Consider the following 23,620-nt stretch of genomic DNA (forward strand, 5'->3'; position numbering starts at 1 on the left):
GAAGCAACATTTGCATCGAAAGTGGGTTTCGCCGAAGAGCGAAGCCATTATCTTCCCTTGAAGTGCGCAATCGAAGTTGCTAAATCCACAATCCCCGCATCGAAAGAGGGGCGTCAAGGCTGTAGGTGAGGGGGCCGCCCAGGCCAGCTTGCTCCACCAATCGAAGCGATTTGGTTCCGACTTGTTTCAGTGCTCGAGAGAGTCGCGTTCTCGGCTTTGTCCGATTCGGATAATCGGTAGCTTCGCTCCTGGATCCAAAGATCAGCCGAGGAGAATGTCGCTTCGATTGGTGGAACAAGCCGCCTGCGCGGCCCGCTTCACTTGCGGCCACAATGTCCCTCTCCAGGTGCGGGCACAGTCGCTACTGGCCACTCCGTTTTGGAGACCTTCAGCATCAAGAGAGGCTTCGCTCCTGCTGTAACGCTCTTGTTTCGATTGAGTTGCTTCGATTGGTTGAGCAAGCTGGCCTGGGCGGCCCCCTCACCTACAGGCGCGACGGCGCTCACTGTTTGCGGGCACTTCAGGCGTGGATCGCTTCGACAACCTACCGGGCAGCACGACTCTCTCGTTCGGGCGGGAACTGCGAGCGCGTGACTCAGCCGAGCTGACCCACGCGAATCAACACCGTGGTGCCGGCTTCCGGTTTGCTTTGAATGTCGATGTCGCCACCCAGCAAATTCAGGTACTCCCGCACGATGGCCAATCCCAGGCCCAGATGGTCCTTTCCGCCGCGATCCGCCGCACCCTGTGCGAACGGTTCGAAGAAGTGATCCTGCACCGCGGGATCGATGCCTTTGCCCGTATCCCGTACGGCGAGCCAGAGCGCGTCGCGCTCCAGGTAACCCTCCACCTCGATCTTGCCCGATACCGTGAACCGCACCGCGTTGTCCAGCACGTGGCGCAGCGCCATTTCGATCAGGTGCACATCGGTGGAAATCTTGAGGTCCAGGCTCAGGACGTTGTTGACGATGTGGTAGGTCACGCCGTTGGGCAGTCGGGTGGGCCGAATGCGTTCCAGCAATTCGTCCAACATCACGCGGGCCCCGCAGATCTCCTGCAGCGGATGGATTTTACCGGCCTGTAGCTGTAGGAATTCGACGGCCGTTTCGAGCATGGTCAACAGGTTGTTGATCTGTTCTTCGACGATCGCCACGTCTTCCTTCTGCTCGGCGGTCAGGGTGGCTTCCAGGTCTTTGCGCAACAAACTGGTGTAGCCCATGATCACGTGAATCGGAATCTTGATCTTGCGGATCAGGGTTTCGGAGAAGTTGCGGTTGATATCACCTGATTTTTCCAGCTGGGTGCAGGTTTCGCTCACCTGTTCCAGGCGCTCTTCCAAGACCCGATACTCGCGTTCGAAGGCTTCGGGTCCCTCGGCCTGGGCCCGCAGCAACTCTTCCAGCCGCATTTGCGGCGTGCGGTTGGTGAGCAGGGCGAGGAAGCCCGGTTGCTCTTCGGCCTCGAAGTGGTAGGGCACCGTATCCAAGTAGAAGTGGAGGATTTCACCCGACTTCGACTTCAATTCGATTTCCTGGTTGTGGACGTGCTCGCCGCGCAGGAATCGACGGATGTACTTGTTGAACTTCAGGCGCTGCTCGTCGCGTGTGAACAATTCCGTCACGAACGAGACCCGTTTCAGGCTGCGATCCGAATAACCCAGGCAATCCAGCAGGTAGCGGTTCACCAGGGCCACCGATCCGTCCGGTTTGAAACCCAGCACGCCGAGCGGTACCCGGTCCAAAAGCTTTTCCAGGTTCAGGTGGGCGCGCGCCAGGCCGTCCTTCAACTGGGCGAGCTCGCTGCGATCGATGATTTCCACCAGCAACAGGGAACCGTCGCTGTCGCTGTGGACCGAAATCGAGAGGTCGGCCGGGAACATGTCGTCGTTGTGGGTCACGCAGGTGATGCGGTGAACCTGGTAATGGCCGTGTTGCAGCGAGCCGGAGACCTGGTCGAACAGGTCCATCCAATCTTCGGGTCGGAACAGATCGCGGAAGCTGAGATGGATTTTTTGCTTTTTGGTCACCTTGAAACGGCGCGAAAAGGCCTGGTTCCAGTCGTGAATGCGGAAGTTCTTGGGGTTGACCAGCAACACCGGGTGACTGTAGGCCTGAAGCAGCGAATCCGCCCGCCGGCGTAGGCTCTTGACCTGGAGGTGTGCCTCCATCGCTTTTTGTTCCAGGAGTTTCACGAAATCGTTGGCCTTTCGCTCGGCTTCCTTTTCGCGAGTGATGTCCACCAGCACGCCGACGATGAAACGCCGGTCACCGGGCACGTCCACCAGGTAGCAGGACTCGAGTGCGGTTTTGACCGAGCCGTTGCGACAGCGGAACCGGAATTCGTGATGGTCGAAAAAACCGTCGCGGAACAGGTGGTCCAACATGATCGCGCGCTCTTCGCTTTCCAGGTAGAGATCCTGCTCGATGTCCACGTTGAGCAGGTCCTCGATCGAATCGAAGCCGAGCATTTGGACCAGGGCTTCGTTGCACTGCAGGAACTTGCCCTCGATGGAGGAGATGTACATCCCGTCGCGCGCGTTGAAGAAAATGGTTTCGTAGGGTTCGATCAGGCTGTGACTGCGGGTGACCTTGCCGGAGGCTTTTTCGGAAATGGTGACGATGGTGTGGTCGAACCAGGCCAGGATGTTTTGCAGTTCATCGGTTTCACCGGCCTCGATCATCTGGGCCACCAAGGCATTCTTGAATCGCTGTAGCTGGTAAATGACGTCGGCGAGGCTGTCCTCGGTGTTCTCCAGCATCCACAGCAGGTTTTGGTCGATGGGCAGGTTCCCGGCCAGGTAGTCGGTGAGTGATTGATAGATTTTCATCCAAGCCGGAGGGACGCCGATCACGTCACGGCTGGCGAAGGCTTCGATGGTCTGTTCAACCCATTTTTTGAGATTGTGGGGGCTCAAGGCAGTCGACATGAGATCCTTCCTAGGTGCCGCTCGGGAAAGAGCCGGGATGCGGAGAATGGCTCATCCACGAAAGCGGTTGTCGGGAACCGTTTCGTCCTTTTGGGTTTACGAGATACGCGGGCTCTTGAGTCCGTGCCTGAGTGCAAAACACTTGAAAAAAAGAGTGAGAGAGACCCCCTCGCTTACATGGAAGTGAAAACACGAGAGCGTGTGGGTCGAGCATGGGCATGAGAGGAAGCCGCGAATTCGAGATGTTGTAGCTTGGAGCTTTCCTATTGTATGCCGAACGGCGCATTTTTTCAATTGGAAGTCCATCCTGATGACGCATCGTGTCATAGGCTTTGCCGATCTGGTAAATAAGTGTTTTCAAGAAGGTTGGCGTAAAGTGTCGCTCGGGTTTTTTGGGGGCGCGGGAGGTAATTTGGTTCCCGCGGAAACCCGGGTCCAGGACGGTCGGCAAGTCCCTCGACACCTTTCACTCGGCACGCGGCGGCGGGTCGGGCTCACATGCAGGGTAGTGGGGGTTCGAACCCACAGGTTTCGCTTTGTTCGAAGCCCGAAAAAAGAGGGCGCCTGTCGTGGCGGGGTCGATCGGCGATGGGCTCGTGGCCCGATCTCACTTGGTGAATCGCTCGAAGACGAACTGATCGTTGGGCTTCCAGGCGACCCAGGGCTCGCGGTTGGCGACATCCAGGGTGACCGCGGTCATGAGCTGCGCCAGCTCGGCCATGTTTTGGTAGTCCAGGAACTGGGGCTCGTCGTGGGGGCGATGGTAGTGGTCCTCGCCGCCCCAGGTCGTGAACGAATGAGCCGGGATCCCGCGTGCAGTGCGCTTTTCGCGATTGTGCTCCAGCATCACGAGCGAGATGTTGTCCGAGCGAAAGAACAGTTTCTGCTGGGGGAAGGGATTCTCCACCAGGGTCCAGTCGCGCTGCTTGGCCTGTTGCACCACGATGTCGGCGAGATCGCTATACGCCTTGCCCGTCATCCAGAAATTGCGTCGGCCCGTTTTGGTGGCGTGTCCCACCATTTCGAAATTCAGGTTCACCACGGTTTTTTCCAGCGGAAACAGCGGGTTTTTGGCGTAGTGGCGCGAGCCCTTGAGACCCACCTCTTCGGCCGCCCAGGCCACGAAAATCACCGAGCGGGCCGGTCGTTTGTCAGGGGCGCTTTCGGACAGCGCCTTGGCCACGGCCATCACCAGCACCGTGCCGCTGGCGTCGTCGTCCGCTCCGTTGAAAATGGGATCGTCCGTCAACTCGGGATTGACGCCCACGTGATCGTAATGCGCGCTGAGCACGATGAATTCGTCACGACGCTTCGGATCGCTGCCCTCCAGATAGCCGATGACGTTGCGTGCCCGCACTTTCTTGTCCTGGATCTCATAGGAAAAGGGTTGGAAAAAATCGGTCTGGCCCGGTGCGGGTTTCAACCCGAGTTCCTTGAAACGGGCGGCCAGCCATTCGGAAGCTCGCTTTGCGCCCTCCGTGCCTTCCTGACGACCTTGCATCTCGTCGCCGGCGAGGGTGAATGCCCACTGTTTGAGGGTTTCGGCCGAGGACACGGTGGACTCGGTGCCGAAAAGCGGGCAACAAAAGCAAAGCCAGCCGAGGAGCAGTTGGAGGACGAGGCTCGTACGCGAAAGGGTTCCGATGGTCATAGTTCCTTTTCCTTGGGGTCGAATTCTCACGAGAACATAGCAATAAAGCCGTTTACGAGGAAAGCCGTCGAAACGACCACGCATCACGGCCGGGCCGCGCTCCGTACGGGGGTCCATGCACCGCCGATTATGGCTTTTCATTCTCCACGATAAAATCGTGATGACCAAGTCATTATATCCTTAGTGTGCCCAATGCCGGGTCGCTCGCGCAAACCGTTCGGTTTGTTGTGGCTTGTGGAATTCGGTTTCCGCCCTTCCCGGTGTGGTGTTTAATCTAGTACCGGCACGTAGCGAGGTGATTGCGTCGCGTACCTCCGGTCGGGACGACGCCCTGGGTCCGAAATGGGCCACCGCGCGTTCGCCAGTGTCGAGATGGGTGCCTGGCTCGGGGTTCTTCATGGAACGGTCACGAAGGCGCTCAATGGGAGGGACCCTCATGAATGGATCTCGCGAAACGACGAGTGCCGTACCGGACCTGAGTGCTTCGGCCTGGGACAAGCGGTGGCGTGAAAAGAACACTGGCTGGGACCTGGGCGGCGTCACGCCGGCCTTGATCGAATGGGTCAAGGCCCATCCCGTTTCCAAATCGGCGGTCCTGGTTCCCGGATGCGGCAGCGGGTACGACGCCCACTACCTGGCCAAACAGGGGGCCGACACCGTGGCGCTCGATTTCAGCCCCAGCGCGCTCGCCCATGCGCGCAGTCTCCACCCCGACAGTCGCGTGCGATGGCTGGAACAGGACGTGACCCGCCTGGCCTTCGACGCGGCATTCGACCTGGTGTGGGAATACACCTGTTTCGTGGCGCTCCACCCCCACCAACGCGAAGCCTACCTGGCCGGATTGGCGCGTGCCCTGCGCCCCGGCGGTCGCTACCTGGGCATGGTGTTCCAAGCGGTTCCCAATCCCGATCAGGGCCCGCCGTTCCAGGTGGATCCCGACGATTTTCGCGCCCTGCTGGAACGCGTATTCACGGTGGAGCGGATCCTGGTGCCCGCACCCCATTCGATCAAGCCGCGACGCGGATCGGAGATCTGGTTCGAGGTCTGCAGAGCTCCCTGAGCCGGAGTGGTCGTGTTCCATCCCAGTCAGCGGTGACTGCGGATTTTCACCACGAAGTCACTGCCGAGTTGGCTGGAATATCACTCCTCCGGCCTACTTCGGAACCTCCAGCGACCGGGCGGCCAAGCGGGCCAGAGCCTCGCCTTCGATACGGTAGTTCAGCCATTCCTCGCGGTGGGACGCACCGATCCGGTGGTAGAAATCGCGCGCCATCTGGTTCCAGTCGAGCACCTGCCAGTCGACACAGGCCCATTGGCGCTCCTGGGCGATGGCGGCGAGGCGGGACAGCAAGGCGACACCCGCACCAAGCCCGCGCACCTCGGGTTTGACGAACAGGTCTTCCAAATAGAGCCGGGCCCGTCCGCTCCAGGTGGACCAGGAGGGAAAGAACAGTGCCATGCCGACGGTCTTGCCATTCCAGTCGGCCAGCAGGCACTCCCAAAGCGGTTTCGGCCCGAAGCCGTCGCGCAGGATGTCCGCTTCGGTGCAGTCCACCGCATCGGGTTCCTTCTCGTACACGGCGAGTTCGTGGATCAGTTCGAGAATGGTCGGGGCATCGGCCGGCTCGGCCATGCGGAGCTCGAGATTGGTGGAAGATGTGGACATGAAGCCTCCTGACGTGGTGGGGATGGGGATCTAGGTGAGTCCCTCGCGCCGTTTCCATTTGCGTTTGCCGCGTTCGCGTTTCGCGCGGAAAAAGGCGCGCATCTGCTCGGCTGCTTCCTCTTCGAGAACACCGGGCACGATCTCGATTTGATGGTTGAGCTTGGCGCGCGCCGCCTCGTCCATAAAAAGCGAGAATCCCTGTTTGGGGTCGTAGGCACCGAAAACCAACCGTTTGACCCGGGCGTGGACGCAGGCGGTGAAGCACATCAAACAGGGCTCGAGGGTCACGTAGAGCGTGGACTCCAGCAATCGGTAGTTTTGGATGTAACCGCAGGCTTCGCGCAGGGCCAGCACCTCGGCGTGGGCACTGGGATCGTGAAGCTGGATGTTGTTGTTGAAGCCTTCGCCCAAACGCACGCCATCGCGAACGATCAGGGCACCGACCGGCACTTCGTCCTGGGCGGCGGCCGAATCGGCGAGACGCATCGCTTCGCGCATGTAGCTGGCGTGATCCATGGTGTGACCTCGAATAGGTGCCGGCGAGTGGGGCCTCGATGGGAACCGGCATGCGCATTATACCCAAAGCCGCGACGACTGCACGGGTCACCGCCGCGATTGGGAGATGGATTCGGGTCCATCGTGGCGACCGGGACTTCCGAAATTCAGGCACTGGCCAAACGCGGGCGTTCCTGGAGTAAAATAGCCTCGTTGCTGGGCGTGCCCCGTCCGGCGTTGCTGGAACATCGGGTGCAGCGCTCGGCCGAGGCCGGGAAAGATGGAGCGTCCACCACCGACGACTCCTGCGTCGCCTCGTTCCCGCGGTATACGTTTTCCTTCCACGGCGAGGTGTTCGATATGGGTTTCACGCCAGCTTCAGAGTCTTCCTCCGCGACGGACAGCCAAGACCAGTGGCGTTTTTGGATCGATCGTGGCGGGACCTTTACCGATATCGTCGCCATCGATCCCCGGGGGCGCTGCCACACCCACAAACTGCTCTCCGAGAACCCGGAACGCTATCCCGACGCCGCGGTGGAGGGGATTCGCGAGCTCCTGGGCCTGAAACCCGACGAGCCGATTCCCTCCGTACGGGTGCGCCACGTCAAGATGGGAACCACGGTGGCCACCAACGCCCTGCTCGAGCGCAAGGGCGCCGATACGGTGCTGGTCACCACGCGCGGTTTTGGTGAAGTGTTGGAGATCGGGTACCAGAACCGCCCCAAGATTTTCGCGCGCCATATCGAGAAGCCGGACGTGCTGTATCGCGAGGTGATCGAAATCGACGAACGCGTCACGGCCGAGGGCAAAGTACTGCGACCCTTGGACGATTCTTCGGCGCGAGCCGCCCTGAGCGCGGCCTTCGCCAAGGGCTTCCGGTCGGTGGCGATCGTGCTGCTCCACGGTTACCGGCATGTGGATCACGAACGGCGGTTGGCAGAAATCGCGACACAGCTCGGTTTCACCCAGGTTTCCGTCAGCCACCGCGTCAGTTCGTTGATCAAGCTGATCGGCCGTGGCGACACGACCGTGGCCGATGCCTACCTTTCCCCGGTTTTGCGGCATTACGTCGATCGCGTCGCCTCGCGTCTGGGCGAAGTGCCACTGCTGTTCATGCAATCCAACGGCGGCCTGATCGGGGCCGACCGTTTTCAGGGCAAGGACAGCATTCTGTCGGGCCCCGCGGGCGGGATCGTCGGCGCCGTCAAAACTGCCGAGCGCGCCGGCTTCCGCGAGGTGATCACCTTCGACATGGGCGGCACCTCCACCGACGTGGCCCACTATCGAGGAATCCTGGAGCGCGGCTACGACCGCGAAGTGGCCGGAACGCGCATTCGGGCCCCGATGATGGAGGTCCACACGGTAGCCGCCGGCGGTGGATCGATCGTGACCTTCGATGGCCAGCGCTTTCGGGTCGGGCCCGAATCGGCGGGCGCCAACCCCGGTCCGGCCGGCTATGGACGCGGCGGACCCTTGACGGTCACTGACTGTAACCTGGTGCTGGGTCGCCTGGTGCCGGCCTGTTTTCCCAAGGTCTTCGGTCCCGAGGGCAACCTGCCGATCGATCGCGGGGCCGCCCTGCGCGGTTTCGAGGCGCTGGCCGAGCGGGCTTCGCGCGAGACGGGCATCGCCAAGAGTGGGGCGGAGGTCGCCGAGGGCTGCTTGGCGATCGCCGTGGCCAACATGGCCCAGGCCATCAAGAAGATTTCGGTTCAGCGCGGCCACGACGTGACGCGCTACGTGCTGCAGTGTTTCGGAGGCGCCGGCGGTCAGTTGGCCTGTCGCGTCGCCGACGCCCTGGGCATGACGCGGGTGCTGCTGCACCCCTTCGCCGGGGTGTTGTCGGCCTATGGCATGGGTCTGGCCGACATCCGGGCCCTGAAAACCCAAACCGTGGAAAAGAAGCTGGACAGCGACCTGATGCCTTCGTTGCAAGCCTGGACCGGGGCCCTGCGGCGCGAGGTGGAAGCGCTTCTCGAAGATCAGGATTTTCAATCGGTGCGTTACGAAACTCGCCTTTTCATTAAATATGAGGGAACCGATCAACCGCTCGAGGTGAACTTCGCCGAGGTGGCGGAGATGGCCGGATCCTTTACCCGCGATCACGATCGCCGGTTCGGATTCACCATGCCCGGCAAGGCCCTGATCGTGGCTTCGATCGCCGTGGAAGGTATCGGCGAGGCCCATGCCGAGGTCGACGATCTCGACCAATCCACCGAACGGGACCTGATTCCCGAGTTACATGCGCCGCTCTACGTGGCCGGTAGTTTTCGCGACGTGCCGGTCTATCGCTGGGAACACCTGCCCCGCGATGCGCGCATCATGGGTCCGGCGATCATCGTCAACAAGTTGACCACGTTGACCGTGGATGCCGGTTGGTGTGCCGAGCACCGCGGCCACCTGGTACTCAGCCGCGTGGTTCCGCGGGAAAACGCCTGCATCGAGGGCGATGCGGCCGATCCGGTAATGCTGGAGATCTTCAACAACCTGTTCATGTCGATCGCCGAGCAAATGGGCTTCGTGCTGCAGAACACCAGCACCTCGGTCAACATCAAGGAGCGCCTGGACTTTTCCTGTGCCGTGTTCGACCGCGATGGCGGATTGATCGCGAATGCGCCGCACATGCCGGTTCACCTGGGTTCGATGAGTGCCAGTGTGACCGCGCTGATTCGCGACCTGGCCGAACGCGGTGACTCGCTGCGTCCCGGCGACGTCTACGTTTCGAACAATCCCTACAACGGTGGAACCCACCTACCGGATATCACGGTGATCTCTCCGGTCTTCGACGAGGCGGACGACGAGTTGCTGTTCTTCACCGCGTCGCGTGGCCACCACGCCGATATCGGCGGCATCACCCCTGGTTCGATGCCGCCCTTCAGTGCCCGCATCGAGGAAGAGGGCACGCTTCTGGACAACATCTGCCTGGTGCGCGAAGGACAGTTGCGCGAAGAGGCGGTGCTGGAACTCTTCCGCAGCGGCCCCTATCCGTCGCGCAACCCGGAGCAGAACCTGGCCGACCTGCGGGCCCAGGTCGCTGCCAACACCAAAGGACGCAACGAGTTACTACGCATGATCCGGCAATTCTCGGCCCAGGTGGTGTTGGCCTACATGAAACACGTGCAAGCCTATGCCGAAGCTTGTGTGCGCCGCGTGATCGGCGTGCTGCGCGGCGGCAGCTTCCGCTACGCCCTGGATCACGGCGGAGAGGTCGTCGTGCGGGTGGAGACCGATCCCGAAGCGGGTACGGCACGCATCGATTTCAGCGGGACCTCCCCGGCGCAAGACTCCAATTTCAATGCACCGGGCGCCGTTTGTCGTGCCGCCGTCCTGTATGTGTTCCGCAGCTTGATCGACGAGGACATTCCGCTCAACGCGGGCTGTCTCGAGCCGCTCGAGGTGGTCATTCCGGAGGGGAGTTTGCTGTCGCCCGACCATCCGGCCGCGGTGGTGGCCGGCAACGTGGAAACGTCCCAGGTCATCACGGACGCGCTCTACGGGGCCTTGGGGGTCTTGGCGGCCGCGCAGGGAACCATGAACAATTTCACCTTCGGCAACGCGCACCACCAGTACTACGAAACCATTTGCGGTGGCTCGGGCGCGGGACCGGATTTCGACGGTACCGACGCCGTTCAGACGCACATGACCAACTCGCGCATCACGGATCCCGAGGTCTTGGAATTGCGCTTCCCGGTGTTGCTGGAGGCGTTCTCCGTGCGCAAGGGAAGCGGCGGTGCGGGTCGTCATCGCGGCGGCGACGGCGTCGTGCGCCGTTTTCGGTTCCGCGAGGCGATGACGGCGGGGATCCTGGCGAACCGCCGGCGTATCCGTCCCTTCGGGTTGGAAGGCGGGGACGAGGGCGCGGCGGGGGTGAATCGCGTCATTCGTGCCGACGGCGAGGTGGAGATCTTGCCGGCCTCGGGCAAGGTCGAGATGGCGCCGGGCGACCGCTTCGAAATCCAAACCCCGGGCGGGGGCGGTTTTGGCGTCGATCCCGATTCGCGCTGAGGGAGATGCCGGCAATCGCCGAAAAAAAGCAATCGGGCGGCGCTGTTTACCGGCGCCCGCCCGAAGGTGAATCGCCCACTGACGTTTCAGCCGGCGATGGGTCGTACTGTCCCGGCTTAACCTTGCGCCGCCTGGTTTTCCATTTCTTCCATTTTCTTGCGCAGGCTCAGGGGACGCATGTCGGTCCATACTTCTTCGATGTAGTCGAGGCATTCCTGCTTGGGACCCTCTTTGCCACCCTCGTTCCAACCAAGAGGCAGCTCTCGGTCAGCAGGCCAGATGGAATATTGCTCCTCGTGATTCACGACGACCTTGTAGATGGTGTTGTCTTCGATTTCCGACATGTGAAAACCTCCTGTGGTTTGTCTTGTAATAGGATTCGTGGAGAGCGATTTATTTTCTTTGGGCGCTTTTCTTTTGGGCTGGCCGTCGAATTCAACGCGGCACCTTGTTAGCGCGAGTGACTTGAGCGTCAGCAGAAGTCGGCGGTGACCATTCTACCCGCTGCTTTCGGTTTTCGGAAGCATGGAACGAATTCGGGAGTTTTCGCAGGCCGATCCGCCGCACGTTGCCGGGCTTCCTTCGGGTCGCGAAAATCCCTCCGCCGCGTCTCACGGTTTCGGTTTGGCGGGCAGGGTGCCGAACGACTTGTGGGGAATCTTGGTCAGGTCCCAATCGATGACCAGGCCGCGGGCCAGCCCGCGAGCGGCCTTTTCGCCGAACCAGCGATGGGCCAGGTAGAGGGCCGGCTCGAACGATTTGGCGCCACCGACCGAGGTGATGTATTTGTCGTGGTGCACGAACCAAACCTCGCGATGCACGGTGATGTCCGGGTAGGATTCGGCGAACTTGGCCTGGTCGCCCGGATAGGTCGTGGCGTGCATGCCCTTCAGCACGCCGGTGTGGGCCAGAGGGAAGGCTCCGTCACACAACGTCATGACCACCTTGGCCATGGGCACCTGTTTGCGGACCCAGCGCATGTAGGGTCCGTCCTCCAGGTCGCGCGACATCGAGTGCTCGGTGCTGGGAATGATCAGCACGTCGGGCGTCGGGCAGTTCGCGAAGCTGTAGTCCACCTCGATGCGCATGCCCTCGGCGCTGGTGACCGGTTTCCCGTCCGGCGAAACCAGAACGCAGCGGAAGTAATGGGCCGGACTGTGGTAGACGGTGTGTTGCAGAATGTCGTAGGGAGCGGTCAACTCCGTGTTGTAGACGCCGTCCACCACGACGAAGACCGCGGTCATGGTCTTGCCCTTGGTCGACTTCTCGCCGGCGGGTAGCGGCATGGCGGCGCCGAGCCCGAGCAGGCACAAAAGGAGCGCCGTACCGATGGATTTCCTCGTTGTCATGGGATTTTCTCCTCGTTTCAGCCGCTTTCACCCCAGGGCGGCCAAGTGGGACGCTTGTTGTCCTTGCCCCCTTTGAATACGCGGAAACGGCGCCGCCCCAGACCCGTACCGCCGCGCCCCTGGGCCACCAACAAGCCGCACAGGAAGCCGCCGAAATGGGTCATGAAGGCGACCGAATCCACCCCGGGGCTGGGGAAGATGAAGCCGAAGAGCTGGCTGATGAACCACATGGCGAGCAGGGCCTTGAAGGGAATCACGAAGTCGCGGTAATTACGGCTGTGGTATTTGCCGATGGTGACGCGAATGAAGTGGTCGGGAAACAGGACCAGATAGCCGCCCAGAAGTCCGCTGATCGCGCCGCTGGCACCGATGATCGAGGCCGTGGAATGGGTCTCGTACACGATCTGGCACAGGGTACCCACCGCACCACAACTAAAATAAAAGAGCAGGAACCGTTTCCAGCCCATCTGGGCTTCCAGGTTGGGGGCCAGCAGGTACAGGAAGAACATGTTGCTGAGCAGGTGGAACACGCCGCCGTGCAGGAACATGGCCCAAATCAGGGTGATCAGGATCGACGGCCGCGCGTTCAGGAGCTCGGTGCCGCCGTAGCCGGTCATCAACGCCAATTGCGCCGCGCGTTCCTGGACAAGGCTCGAAGAGAACAGCTCCGCGGGGATGACGCCCCCGATGAAGAAGGTAACGCTGGGAGGCAGGGGAAAGCTGAAAAAGGTGACGTAGAAGGCGAGAAAGTTGATGATCAACAGAACCCAACTCGCCCTGACCTTTCCGGGAACGCGATAGCTGTCGCCGATTCGAAACATGTTGCGTGATCCGTATTCGTATTCTTGGTTGCGGCTGGTAAACCGATGTGTCTCCACCCGTTGTCGCATCTTGTCGAAATGCCGCGCTGGGACGTGACGACACTCGCTCGACGCACCCGATGGATTGTCGAGCTGGGTGTGGGGGCCCGTCGCGGTCGCGGCACCGGGGACCGAACCACCATGTCGCGAGCCATCCCAGCGTAGGGAACGCCTTCGCGGAGAAGTTCATTTCGGAGACGCGGACGTGTGGGCATCATAACATTTCGCGTTCGGACAACGGCCAAAATTGGCGAGTCGGATGTGTGAAAGGGCCGGTTGCGGCCCGTTGCGTTGGGCGTTTTCCGCCGGCGACGGCGTTTTGTTTTCTCCTGATATTGGCCTGAGAAAAGCTCCGAAATGTCGCTTGGAATGGGGTTCGGTCGATCCCGCCGCAGACCATTGGGGTAGGGTAAAGGTTTGAAAAGACGACACCTGAATCCGAGGGCCGCCGTGTGGGAAATCCAGCGGTGTGCGATGGTTACGCCGAGCCGGTTGCTTTCGGCGATCGTGCGGGTCATACCGAATTGCGGCAGAACTTGCCTTACCCTTCTTGTTTCTGTTAGGCTTATTTACTCATTTGTCAGCGTCTACGAGTGCCACGCTTGTTTCCAGAAGGCGGTCCCCGTCGACACAACACCGACAAAGTAGAGCGGCCTTTAGGGCTAGATTCATTTAAATCGGGGTAGCATCTGACGGATGGCAGCTTGCCCCGACTCAAGTCTCAAGTGTGTGTTTGATTTATGATGAACGGTCGATGAATGTCATCTTGATGTTTTGATGAATTTGCTAGGAGGGCGAAAAGACTTGCTGGTGCCTTAGAAGTGAGCGTGATTCATTTGTGAAGATCTAGTGAGCTTCGTGATTTCAGGAGAAAACAATTGTCAGGCAAAGATGAGACCCCTTTGATTTCAAGGCTCTCCGAGGGATTTCGTCTTTACAATCTTCGGGAAATTGAATATTGTCCTGTCAATATAGTGTACTAACGGTACTCCGCGCGGTTGCCTGTAAACACAGTAGCTCCATGGCGCTTCCCTAGAGGTTTTCACTTCGTTGCAGGCTCAGTTTTCGCTCGAAACCTCCCCCCCTCCAGAAACGAACCTTATCTCGAATTTGTCTTTCCTCTGCAGTCCGATCCGCAATGCGACGGGTTCATGCACGGGAACACGACTCTATTCACAACCCCTTAAGCATTGGTGAGATCATGATTGGTGAAACCCTCCATAAAAAGTATTTGGTCATGAAGCGACTGGGCGGGGGCGACAAGAACGCCCTATACCAGGCTAAGGATCAACAGTCGAACACCATCGTGACCCTGTCGCAGTTCAGTTATAGTCAAAATGCGGATCAGCCGGGTGACGAACGATTTCGGAAGATTACTTCGGCGTTGCGCGGGTTGAACAACCCCCACATCCACGCGTTCAGCGACTTTTTTGTAGAGGGCGGTTATTTGTATGCCGTGTCCGCCGCCCTGCCTGGCAACCTGTTGACCGAAAATTTGAAGCAGGGACAGATGCCGGTTGCCGACTCGGTCAACATTCTGCGTCAGATCCTCAAGGGTTTGACCTACATCCACGAGAAGAAGGTCCAGCATTTGGACCTCAAGCCGGACAACATCTGTCTGGCTCCCGACGGCAAGGTCTCGATTCTCAACGCCGGCGTCTCGAAACTGCTGGAAGGCGTGTTCAACGAATCCGAGACGATGGTCGTCGGCAGTCCCGAATATCTGGCGCCCGAGCAGATCGAACCGGAACTCTTCCAGGAGCCGGAGCTGGGCGTAACAGATATATATGCAGCGGGTATGGTGTTGTACCACCTGCTGGCGGGCGAGCCGGCCTTCAAGGGCAGTACCCATCTCGAGGTCCTGATGAAGCAGCTCAAGGATGCACCGCCGCTGCTGTACCTCGTGGACGACAGCTTCCGATCTTTCGACACCCTGCTGGGCAAGGCGCTCGCCAAGCAGCCCGAGAAACGATTCCCCAGCAGCAACGAGTTCCTGCAGGCGCTGACCCAGGCCGAAAACGGCTGGAAGAGTGCGGTCAGTTCGGCCAACGACATGTCGGTCGCCGAGAAGACCGAATCCACCATGCGGCTGCCGATGGATTTCGTCAACGAAGTCACCCAGACCAACATCCCCGCTCGGACCCGTCGCGCGGCGGCCCAGAAACCGAGCGACGAATTGCCCGCGCTGCCCGACGTCGAACTGCCGAAGGACGAGACGCGGGTACTTTCCGCGGACGAAATGAACAAGCACCTGCAAGGCGCCGAAATGGAGTCGCCGACGCCGAAGAAGGCGCAGGTGCCGCCGCCGCGTCCCGGTGCTTCCGCCACCGGCAAGCCGGTAGCCACGCCCAGCGCGGATGCCGCACCCGCGACGGCCGCGAAACCCGCTGCCGACCCGAAAGCCGCGAAAGCGGAAGGTGAAGGCGGCGGCAAGGGCCCGCTCGTGGGAATCTTGGCCTTGGTCGCGATCATCGTGGTCGGCGTGCTGGGTTACGTGTTCATGAGTGGTGGCGGATCGGAAGACGCGACGACCCCTCCGGATACCGATCAGACGGCGTCCACCGAGGGTCAGGCCACGCCCAGCAAATTGCCCAACAACCTCTCGATCTTCGCTTCCGTGACCAGCGTCGACGCCAACATTCCCTTCACGGTCCAGATCGACGAGAGCGATCTGCCCACCGACTCCGAGCTGAAACTGGTGGTATCACCGGAATCCGGCTTCGAGAAAATGGGCGAGGATTTCGATCGGTTCACGGTCGTGTTCCGCGAGCCGGGGAGCAAGTCGATCGAAATCGAAGCTTACCAGGGCAACGACCTGATCGCCCGCAGCAACCGGGCACAGGTCGAAATCAACGAGCCGCCCGCGCCGATATCCAGCGTGGACAGGGATGCCGACGAGCCGCCCGCCGCGGATGCGGCCACGGCATCGACGACAGCGGACGAGCCGGCCCCGGTCGAAGACAGGGTGGCCGATACGCCCAAACCGCGGGACGTACCGAAGAAACGCGAGCCCACACCGGCGGTCGCGAAAGCCGAAACGCCGGCGAAGAAGCCGGCCGAGAAACCGCCGACGACGAGTGAACCGGCCGTGGCCAAGTCCAACGCGACGAAGCCGCCGGCCACGAAGCCGTCCGCAACCGAGCAGCCCGCGACGAAACCGACGACGACCCGACCCGCGGAAACGAAACCGGCGGAGCCCAAACCGGCCGTGGCCAAGACCACGCCGACGAAGCCTTCCACTTCCGGACCTTCGGCGACCGAGCCCGAACCGCAGGCGACGGCCAAGCTGAACCAACCCAAGCCGGACCCGGTCAAACCGGAACCGCGAGTGGCACCCAAGCCCGAGGCGACCGTCGCCAAGGCGGAAACGCCGACGCCGCGCCAAACCAAGCCGGCCGTCGCCAAGAAGCCCGAGCCGAAGCCTCAGCCCAAGCCCAAGCCCGAAAAGAAACCGCAGGTCGCCAAGAGCAGTGCCGATCGCGACGAGCCCGAGCTGCCCGCCGCACGCGGGATCGTCGGTTATCAGGTCGTGGTTCGCGACGAGGACGGGAACTTCATTCCCGGTACGCGCGTGACCTTCAACTGGAGCGGCAACTCGAAGAGCGTGCGCTCCAATTCGCGTGGTGTGGCCGAGGTGAAACTGCCGGCCCAGCGCGCGGTCAAGTTCAACGTCCAGGGCACGGCGGGCGAGTTCAGGAACTCCTATCGCGTCAACTTCACCCTGCGCAAGAAGGATCATCCGATCTCGTTCAAGGTGCGCATCAACGGCCAGGAGACGACCGAGGGCAGCATCATCATCAGCCAGGAGGGGACCCGCTTCAAGAAGGTGACCCAGCCCGGCAACACCGAGGACCTGCTGGCCGGTACCTACTTCTTCACCTACCAGAGCAAGACCCTCAGCCACTCCGAGACCTACACGGTCAAGCGGCGCAACGTCTTCGCCTTCGACATCTCCACCGATCCCAACGTCTATTACCGCGATCTGTACTTCAAGAAAAACGATGCGGCGCTCAAGGCCGCGGTCCAGAAGGAAATCGATCCCGTCAAGGGCTACGACTTCTTCATGCCGCGCTATTGGTTGGCCCAGCTCCGCATCGACGAAGAGAACACCGCGCGGGCCGCCGAACTGCTGGGCCAGCTCTACGAGCATGCCGGCAAATGGGAACGGATGGCCATCAAGCCCAATTACATTCTCGACTACCTGCGTTGCCTCTCCACCGGCGAAAGCCCCGATTACCCCATGATCGCGCGGATCTGCCGCAACTCGGAGGTGCTCAAGCAGTTCCAGACGCTGAGCACCGGCCGCAAGGAGTCCAATTGGAAGTTCCTCTTCTTTTACTATCGAATCACCGCTTTCTACGAACTGTCCGAAGAGCGGTCCGGTGCGCAGAAGCGCGCCACAATGCGCCAAGCCAAAAAGACTTACGATTGGCTTGAAGAAATCCCCGCGGAAGTTTTGAACAGCAATCCCGACAAGTATGGTCGGTTGCGGGAAATCAAACAGAAAATGGCAGCAGCCACCAACTAACGCCCCTATCCGGAGATGCCCCCATGTCGAGAAAAGCCTTCTCTCTTGTCCTTTGCCTGCTCAGCATCGGTGTCCTGTTTTCCTGTAAGACGGGGACCAATACTCGCCTGTCCGGCTCCGGCTCCCAGGGAGCCAGTGGCGATTTCAATTTCGTGATTCGGATGTATGGCGACTTTCCTGCCAAGTTCAAAAACAAGAACATTCACATCCTGGTCGAAGGGCGTCGCGTCGAATCGCGCAAGTCCACCGAGCCGCTACGTGAACTTCGTTTTAGCTTGGACAAGAAAACCGTAGATGCGGCAGTGTCTTCCAAAGAAGGTCCGGACGCCAAGAAACTCGATGTTTCCGTACGACTCGAGCCGCTTGACTGGGAAGGAAAGGAAGAGACGCTTGCCGTCGTGTTCGACATTCGTGAAAAACAACCGGAATATGTCGCGAGCTGGGGTACCGGCCGCATGTTTGAAGATGACCCGGTTCAAAGCGAAGATACGCACCAGAAAACCCGGATCAACTGAAACCGAGACTTTGGCCACCCAACAGCGTGGGCCTTTCGAGGCTCACGCGTGGATGCGCGTCGTCCCCTGGGACTCAGCCCCCGCGACCTCCACCTCCCGCATCCGAGACACCGCTCTCGCGATTGCGGCGCCGGCCCGACTTTTCCGGTTCCGATCCTTTCCCCGCGGTTGACGCGTGCCGCTTGCGGTACGCCTGCCACCGTCGCCCCAAGTAAAACCTCACAACCCAATTCCATTTCCCTCATGTGGAGACTCTGATTATGCGTTGGAAGATCCCCCTCTCGGTATTTTTATGTTGTGTCGGCGTTCTCTTTGCGCAGGACGAGAAAACCCGCCTCAACGTGGCTCTGCTCAATCCTGTGACCACTTTGAATCCTTATTACAACGACGGCATCGAGGCCGAGTCGATTATCAATATCCTGTTCGACTCCGTGTACGTCGAAGGCGAGACCGGTACCAAGGCCAGTTTCGCAAAATTGATCGAGGGTACCTCCCCCTCGTCGCTCCAGCGCCCCTTGGAAGTGGAAGACCGTTACGTGCGTTGGATGCCCGAGTATCGCGACTTCGTGAATCCCGAGGACGCGCGTTTCACCTTCTACTACCTGAATTCCAACAAGGCCAGCAACAACACGTACACGGCCAACTACATTCGCGGCTTCAAGACCCTCAGCGAAGAGAAGTTCGAGGTCCTGCTACGCACGCCGCCCGATACCAAAACGCTGAAGCAGCAGTTGGATTTCAAGATTCTGCCGGCTCGGTTCGCCAGGGAACACATCTCCATTTTCAATACCAAGAGCAAGGCCTTCGAAGATTCCAAAAGCTTCCGTCACGCCATGGACATTCTCAAGGGTGACACCGGCAAGTATCTCAAGGTCAAAGACTTGCTGGTCAAGTGGGAAGACGGCGGTTATTTCAACGAGCGGGGCCCGGGCACCTACCGGATCCTGCTGGAAACCACCCGTTTCGATCGGTTCAAGGGCACCATCTTCCGCAATCTCAACCTCGGTGAAGTGGCGTATTCCTTCTACGTCTACAAAAATCTCTTCCCCGAGTTGGGCGGCGACATCAAGGTGCTCGACATCGAACCCCTCAACAACGGCCTGGCCGCTTCCGTCTTTTTGGACTCCAACACCGCGATCGCCGATTCCGGACTGAAAAAGTTCGTCGAGATGCCGTTGCTGTTCCGCCAGACCGATCCGTCCATGAAGAACGTGAACCGGTTCTGGGGTTCGCCGCAGACGTCCTACAAGTTTTCGATTCAGGAACGAGCCAACGATTTCATCGCACTCAAGCGCGAGAAGAGCCGTGTCAAGGGCAAGGATCGCAGCGAGTTCTCGGTCCAGACGGTGCATTTCACCCGTCAGGCCGGTAACGACATCGCCTCCATTCGTTCCGGGTTCCAGTCCGGCGCGATCGACATGATCATGAACATCTCGCCCAGCCTGAGCAAGCACATCACCTCCGAAACGGTGGACAAGCTCTACACCAAGGGCAGCCAGATCGAGATGATCGCGCTGAACTGCACGCCCTACATCGACGACAAGGAAAACCCGCTCGCCGACTACCGTGTCCGCCTGGCGTTGAACTACATCCTCGTCAAAGAGGACCTGCACGTGGGTCACGGCCCCGAGAACAGCAACCTGATGCACAGCCCGCTGACCTCGGCCGACACCCGCGACAAGATGAAGCAGCTCAAGCTCTCCAACCAGAAGGAGAAGGCGGCCGAGCTGTTGACCCAAGCGGGCTTCTCCAAGAAGGGCGACAAATGGGTCGGCAAGAACGGCAAGCCGCTGTTGTTGAAACTGATCTTCGAAAAGGTGCTCGACTCGCGTGACCGCAACCTGTTGGTGGAAGTGGTCAACCAGTTCCGCACCTTCGGCATCCAGGTCACCGATCCCCACTCCAGCAGCTTGGGCCGCATCGATTTCTACCAGGAGCTCAAGCACAACAAGACTTGGCATTTGGCCCTGGTTCGCGTGTTCCAGTCCAGCAACACCGACATCGACATGTACAATCCGGACTCGCCTTCGAAGAACATCTACAACTACGAGCCCTCCGAGACCCACTCGGCCAAGCTGCGCGAACTGTTCAAGACCTATCAGACCTCGCGCGACGAACAGCGCCGCAACATCAAACAGGAAATCGCCACCATGATCACCGAGGAAGCACCGGCCCTGTTCCTGTGGGACTTCCAGGCGATCTACATGGCCAACGCCAATACCCTGCTCATCCAGAACAACAACAGCCCCTCCACTTTCAACGTTCTTCAGCATATCGACGATTTTCGACTTACCAAATGAAGCCCCCGGTTTCTCTTCATGCGCGGACTCTGGTCAGATTGCTCCAGGTCGCCTTGGTCGTTCTGGCCCCTCTTGGCGTGATCTACCAGTTTGCGCGTTGGAAAAACGCCTCCCTTTCGCTTTCCGATCCCACCTTCTTCCAATGGGTGGGCGGTTTGCTGCTCGGTGAACTCTCCGCCGACGCCAGCAGCGACAACCTGGTGCGCGATCTTTCCATCGCCAGCATGAACAGTTTGAAAATTGTCGTGTTCATCTACAGCGGGATCCTGATCCTCAGTTGCGTGCTGGGCATCCTGCTGCACGTGCAACGACACCGCAGCGAGTGGGTGATGCGTCAGGTCACCGCCTTGAGCGCGCTCACCCTGCTGCCTTCCTTCTGCGTGTACTATCTGTTGCTCAAATTCGGCCTGCTCGAGTTCATCACGCTCGGCAGCGGAGGCCACGTCTCCCTGGAAATCGGTCGATGGTGGGCGCCCATCCTGATTTTTGCCTTTTTCAACAGCTATTTTGTCGCCAACTCGGTGGCGGTCAAAGATGCGCTCGACGAGATCTTCTCGCGGCTCTTCATCCGGTTTTACAAGGCCAAAGGCGCTTCTTTCCTCGAGACGTTGCTCATGATCAAAATCAACTGGCTGCTTCCGATTTTGAAAATCTTCCTTTATTTTCTGCCTTTCGTCGTGGCCGAATCGATTATTTTCGAGTTCGTGTTTCGCATTTCCGGACTCGGCAGCATGTTGTGGTACGCTTCCGCCTACGATATCGAACTGGAAGCCGTGCGTGTGTTCACGCCCAAGTTGATGGCCCTGACCCTGATCTTCTCGCTAATCGTTCACTTCACCAACGCACTTTCGACGTTTTTAACGAGGATGATGTCGCGATGAAGAACTTCGTGCGGATCGCTGGCCTCTTCTTGATGTCGCTGGGTCCCCTGGTTTCGGCTCAAGATGACAACCCCTACTTCGCGCTCCAGCAAAGTCTCCAGGCGTCTAACGGCCAGGGATTCTGGTTCGTGTTCTACCAGACCTACCGCAAGGGCGGCAAAACCTGGTCCCAGCGCATGACCGAATCCTTCGAGGCCGAGGAGGTGTCGCTGGCCCTGAGCTTTCTGGGCGATGTGAGTTCCAGCCAGGTTTTGTCGATCTACCGCCACCTCGAATCGTTGAGTTCCGATGCGGACGACCTGTATCTTTCCGGCGAGGAGATCGCCCTCGACCTCTCCGACGAGTTCGAAATCGATCTGGACCCGTTGTTGGTCCAGTGGCTCGACGCCTACGGACCGGAAACCCTCGGCATTTTCATCAAGCTGATCTCCCCCGGCCAGTATTCATATTCCTTCAAGAACGCCACGGTGCTGCGTTACCGGTTGCCGTTCACCTCGCTTTCGCCGATCTGGGTGTTGGGTTCGGTGCCGCCGTCGATCGATTTGGACAAGGCCGGCGTCCAGCCGTTGGCGCCCTACCTGGTGAGATCGTTGATCCCCTACATCGGCTCCTTCCTGTATTATATTTTGCCGGCAATCCTGATCGGGGTGCTGCTGGGCATCATGGAGGGCTACGGCGTGGGATGGTGGAGCCGGGGAAAACCGCGCGGCAAGGTCATGTCTTTCGTGTTCGACGTGCTGAAGGGTTGCATCAACGCGCTGCCGCGTTTCCTGCTGATCATCCTGTTCGTGCTGCTGTTTCGCCAGTTCCGCAAACCGATCGAGTTCTGGATGATCGCGGTCCCCTTGGGCGTGAGCTGTATTCCGTTGGTCATGAGGCGGGTTTCCGAACAGATCCAGGCCTCGATCGCCTCGGATGCGATTCCCTTGAGACGCTGCCAGGGCTTCTCCCACCTGCAGGTTCTCAAGGAGCTATGGCAGTTTCGGCTGTTCGTGATCCCCCTTCAGGAAATGTTTGGGCAATTGATCGCTTTCATTTACGCCGAGACCCTGATTCAATTCATGGTAAAGATGAGCGAAGGCACCATGGCCGGCATCAGCAACCAAAATTCCCTGGGTTACGTGCTGGTGCAGGTCAGTTACGGTATCTCGATGGCGCGCCACCAATCGCTGTCTCCCGCCTTCGAACGCTTCGACTTATGGTATCCGCTATTCATGGTACTCACCTTGTTCACTCTGCTCACCTTGGGTGCATTGGTGCTCAGACAACGCATTGAAAGAGGCATCTTATGAGGAATAAATTGACACGCACACTCTTATGGATATGGTTCTGCACGGGTGCCCTGGCGCCCGTTTCCGCGCAGTCTCTGTTCAACGCCCGTCCCTGCCCGAGCGACGCCGAACGGCTCGTCCTGGATAGTTTTCAATATTACCTGGCCGCCGAGGTCGCCCTGAGTGGCACCTTGGATTGGGTCAAAGAGAATCCCACCAAACTGGACGGCTATTACGGCGCGGCCGTCGGCAAACGGGGCGATGCCCTGGGAACCGCCGCCAAAAAGGCCTTCGACGGTTTGGCCGACAGCCCCAAACTGCGTGGTTTTCTGCTGCATCCCAAATGGCCCGGCGCCGCTTCGGCCGCCGAAAAGAATTGGCATGCGTTTCTGAAGGCCGGCGATCCCGCGACCAAATTGGGCCTGCTCAGAAAGGTCGATTTCACCAAACTGAACGTTTTGAAGAACGGCGACGCGCCGCTCGAGCCCTGGCTGTACGCGGTACTCAAACGCGAGGCCGGCTACATGGTGACCAAGGGCTTCGCCAAGGTGCCGCAAGGATCCCCGGCCCACGCGACCCTGATGGTTCTGGACGCCATGGTTCGCGGCAAACTGGACAAGAGCCTGGCCGGTTCACTCGGGTCCCTTCCGCTGCCCGACGGCTTGAAGTCCAGCTACGGCATTCGCGACGCGGCCATGAAGCTGCTCGCCCTTTCCAAGTTACCCGAAGACGCCTACAGCGCTTTGGTCATCAAAGATGCCGAGGGCCTGCAGTACGCCCTGCTCAAGGGCGAGATGCCCAACGCTCAGCGCCCCCGCGGCGCTTCCAAGGACGCGCTGCTGAAGTGGCGCAAGGAAGTCGCGGTACCCTTTCGCCAGGCCACCGATTTCTGGCTGGGCGTCATGGCCCTGCGGCTGTTCGAAATGGGTGAATACCCCTCGGCCGCACGCCTGATCGCCAAGCAACAGGACTTGGAGCCCGGCAGCAAGCGCTGTTCCCACGAGCCCGGCAATACCGTGGCCCTGCTGCGTTACAGTGCCGACGTGCTGCGTCCGAAAGGACACTTTCAGGAACGCAACTTCCTCCAGGAAAGCGGTTTCAACGCCCATGCGCTCCTTTATCAACTGGAAATCGAACCTACGTCAGGAGGCGTGAAATTCTAATGAGGATGTT

General features: G+C 59.8%; 15 protein-coding genes. 8 read left to right on the plus strand and 7 right to left on the minus strand.

Annotated elements, in window-relative coordinates; all coding sequences use genetic code 11:
* Positions 1-595: 595 nt before the first annotated feature.
* Positions 596-2,926: a PAS domain-containing sensor histidine kinase gene (locus J3U87_RS16265; RefSeq protein WP_237384108.1), complete on the minus strand. Its 2,331-nt coding sequence runs from the start codon at positions 2,924-2,926 to the stop codon at positions 596-598.
* Between the two features lie 607 nt (positions 2,927-3,533).
* Positions 3,534-4,577 carry a M28 family peptidase gene (locus J3U87_RS16270; protein WP_237384109.1) on the minus strand — a complete coding sequence of 348 codons (1,044 nt, stop codon included), beginning with the start codon at positions 4,575-4,577 and terminating at the stop codon, positions 3,534-3,536.
* Positions 4,578-5,013: 436 nt separating this feature from the next.
* On the opposite strand from J3U87_RS16270, the gene J3U87_RS16275 reads away from it, so the two are divergent.
* Positions 5,014-5,637 carry a methyltransferase domain-containing protein gene (locus J3U87_RS16275; protein ID WP_237384110.1) on the plus strand — a complete coding sequence of 208 codons (624 nt, stop codon included), beginning with the start codon at positions 5,014-5,016 and terminating at the stop codon, positions 5,635-5,637.
* Positions 5,638-5,730: 93 nt separating this feature from the next.
* Here J3U87_RS16275 and J3U87_RS16280 read toward each other — a convergent pair whose 3' ends face one another.
* Complete coding sequence (locus J3U87_RS16280) at positions 5,731-6,243, minus strand: GNAT family N-acetyltransferase (protein WP_237384111.1); 513 nt, start codon at positions 6,241-6,243, stop codon at positions 5,731-5,733.
* A 30-nt stretch (positions 6,244-6,273) separates the two neighbouring features.
* The gene (gene tadA, locus J3U87_RS16285; protein WP_237384112.1) at positions 6,274-6,759 is read right to left on the minus strand and encodes a tRNA adenosine(34) deaminase TadA; all 486 of its coding nucleotides are present in this window, start codon (positions 6,757-6,759) and stop codon (positions 6,274-6,276) included.
* A gap of 339 nt (positions 6,760-7,098) precedes the next feature.
* Between tadA and J3U87_RS16290 the strand changes: the two genes are divergently transcribed.
* Positions 7,099-10,743, plus strand: a complete 3,645-nt coding sequence (locus J3U87_RS16290) for a hydantoinase B/oxoprolinase family protein (RefSeq protein ID WP_420038306.1) — start codon at positions 7,099-7,101, stop codon at positions 10,741-10,743.
* Between the two features lie 116 nt (positions 10,744-10,859).
* Here J3U87_RS16290 and J3U87_RS16295 read toward each other — a convergent pair whose 3' ends face one another.
* From J3U87_RS16295 to J3U87_RS16305, 3 genes are all read right to left on the minus strand, one after another.
* On the minus strand, positions 10,860-11,087 hold the full coding sequence (locus J3U87_RS16295; protein ID WP_237384114.1) for an MbtH family protein: 228 nt from the start codon (positions 11,085-11,087) through the stop codon (positions 10,860-10,862).
* Between the two features lie 267 nt (positions 11,088-11,354).
* Positions 11,355-12,092, minus strand: coding sequence for a DJ-1/PfpI family protein (locus J3U87_RS16300; protein WP_237384115.1), 738 nt, complete (start codon positions 12,090-12,092; stop codon positions 11,355-11,357).
* A 17-nt stretch (positions 12,093-12,109) separates the two neighbouring features.
* Positions 12,110-12,913, minus strand: a complete 804-nt coding sequence (locus J3U87_RS16305; RefSeq protein WP_237384116.1) for a rhomboid family intramembrane serine protease — start codon at positions 12,911-12,913, stop codon at positions 12,110-12,112.
* A 1,240-nt stretch (positions 12,914-14,153) separates the two neighbouring features.
* Between J3U87_RS16305 and J3U87_RS16310 the strand changes: the two genes are divergently transcribed.
* The 6 genes from J3U87_RS16310 to J3U87_RS16335 all read left to right on the plus strand — a co-directional run bounded on the left by J3U87_RS16310 (position 14,154) and on the right by J3U87_RS16335 (position 23,610).
* Positions 14,154-17,480, plus strand: coding sequence for a protein kinase domain-containing protein (locus J3U87_RS16310; RefSeq protein WP_237384117.1), 3,327 nt, complete (start codon positions 14,154-14,156; stop codon positions 17,478-17,480).
* A 23-nt stretch (positions 17,481-17,503) separates the two neighbouring features.
* The gene (locus J3U87_RS16315; protein ID WP_237384118.1) at positions 17,504-17,995 is read left to right on the plus strand and encodes a hypothetical protein; all 492 of its coding nucleotides are present in this window, start codon (positions 17,504-17,506) and stop codon (positions 17,993-17,995) included.
* Between the two features lie 260 nt (positions 17,996-18,255).
* Positions 18,256-20,295, plus strand: coding sequence for an ABC transporter substrate-binding protein (locus tag J3U87_RS16320; protein WP_237384119.1), 2,040 nt, complete (start codon positions 18,256-18,258; stop codon positions 20,293-20,295).
* The gene (locus tag J3U87_RS16325; protein WP_237384120.1) at positions 20,292-21,176 is read left to right on the plus strand and encodes an ABC transporter permease family protein; all 885 of its coding nucleotides are present in this window, start codon (positions 20,292-20,294) and stop codon (positions 21,174-21,176) included. The genes J3U87_RS16320 and J3U87_RS16325 overlap by 4 nt, the downstream gene beginning before the upstream one ends.
* The gene (locus tag J3U87_RS16330) at positions 21,173-22,468 is read left to right on the plus strand and encodes a hypothetical protein (RefSeq protein WP_237384121.1); all 1,296 of its coding nucleotides are present in this window, start codon (positions 21,173-21,175) and stop codon (positions 22,466-22,468) included. Before J3U87_RS16325 ends, J3U87_RS16330 begins: the two co-directional genes overlap by 4 nt.
* An 8-nt stretch (positions 22,469-22,476) precedes the next feature.
* Complete coding sequence (locus tag J3U87_RS16335) at positions 22,477-23,610, plus strand: hypothetical protein (RefSeq protein WP_237384122.1); 1,134 nt, start codon at positions 22,477-22,479, stop codon at positions 23,608-23,610.
* Positions 23,611-23,620: the final 10 nt, after the last annotated feature.

The sequence above is a fragment of the Sulfidibacter corallicola genome, assembly GCF_017498545.1.
Classification (GTDB): domain Bacteria; phylum Acidobacteriota; class Holophagae; order Acanthopleuribacterales; family Acanthopleuribacteraceae; genus Sulfidibacter; species Sulfidibacter corallicola.